This is a genomic window from Bartonella sp. MF74HXZ (assembly GCF_042194445.1).
In the GTDB taxonomy this organism is placed as follows: domain Bacteria; phylum Pseudomonadota; class Alphaproteobacteria; order Rhizobiales; family Rhizobiaceae; genus Bartonella; species Bartonella grahamii.
In genome coordinates this window covers 1-1511 of sequence record NZ_JBHIMW010000018.1, presented here as the reverse complement: position 1 = coordinate 1511, position 1511 = coordinate 1, and the positions used below count along the sequence as shown (strand labels likewise).

The 1511-nt window shown below is 41.5% G+C and carries 1 pseudogene; it reads left to right on the top strand.

The window, feature by feature from the left end:
• Positions 1 to 1511 (top strand): annotated as a pseudogene (locus tag ACFIJ8_RS08365) (hypothetical protein); the annotation flags it as partial.

Below are 1511 nucleotides of genomic sequence, written 5' to 3'. Positions count from 1 at the left end.
AGCAAGACTGAAGGTGCTTTTGTCGCCCTGCATGGGGAAGATGGTAAAAAGGAAAATAGCAAGATCACGTCTCTTGCAGCTGGATCTATCAGTGAAACTTCGACAGACGCAGTAAATGGCTCACAGCTTCATAGCTTTGGCACAGGGGTTTCTACGTCTTTAGGAGGTGGCGCCAAGTATGAGAATGGTCAATGGACCGCTCCTAGTTTCAAGGTTAAGACTGTTAAGGATGATGGTACTGAAGAAGAGAAGAAGTATGATACTGTAGCAGAAGCTTTGGCTGATGTTGGTACATCTTTCACGAATATTAAAAACGATATTACCAATGTGGTAAGTGATAGTCTTGTTAAGTTTGATGAAAAGTCCAATCTGATCAAGATAGGTGGTGAAAAAGAAGGTACGAATATCAGTATTTCTGATAAGGAAAGTAAGGATAGAATACTTTCTGGCGTGAAGGATGCAGAGCATGCTAATGAAGCTGTTAACAAAGGTCAGCTTGATGAGAACGTGGATGCACTTACTAATGAAATTGAAGAAGTGCGTTCTGTAGCAGTTTTCTACGATATAGAAGAAGATGCAGAAGGGGTCAGTACACTTACCAGATCAGCGCGTAAAGTTAATAAGAATAGTGTAACTTTTGGAGATCCCAAAACAGGTACTGTTGGATTGCATAATGTTGGCAATGGTAATATTGCCGAGGATTCACATGATGCAGTAAATGGCTCACAGCTTCATAGCTTTGGCACAGGGGTTTCTACGTCTTTAGGAGGTGGCGCCAAGTATGAGAATGGTCAATGGACCGCTCCTAGTTTTAAGGTTAAAACAATCAATGAAGATGGGAGTACTGTTGAAGAGCAGAGTTATGATAGTGTAGCGGAAGCTTTTGCAGGCGTTGGCAGTTCTTTCACGAACATTCATAACGAGATTAACAAGGAGATTAGCAAAGTCGTAGGAGATAGCCTTGTTAAGCAGGATGAAACGACAAGGGTTATCAATATTGGTGGCGAAGTAGAAGGTACGAGCATCACTATTGCTAATAAGTCTGGTGCGGATCGGACACTTTCTGGTGTGAAGGCAGCGACCAACGATAATGAAGCTGTTAACAAAGGCCAGCTTGATAAAGGCTTGAAAGATCTTTCGAACAGTCTTCAGTCTGATGAATCAGCAGTTGTTCATTATGATAAAACAGGTGAGGAAAATGGCAGCATTAATTACACAAGTGTGACTTTAGGAAAAGGTAAGGATTCTCCAGCTGTAGGTCTTCATAATGTTGCTGATGGTAATATTTCCAAGGGTTCACATGATGCAATCACGGGTGGACAGGTTAACACAATCGGTGAGGATGTTGCCAAGTTTTTAGGTGGAGATGCTGCATTTAAAGATGGTGTTTTTACAGCTCCGACTTATAACATCTCTAATGTTTCTGATGATGGTACGGTAACGACTAAATCACATAACGATGTTGGTTCAGCCTTTTCTGATCTTGATACGAGTGTCAAGAATGTGAATGC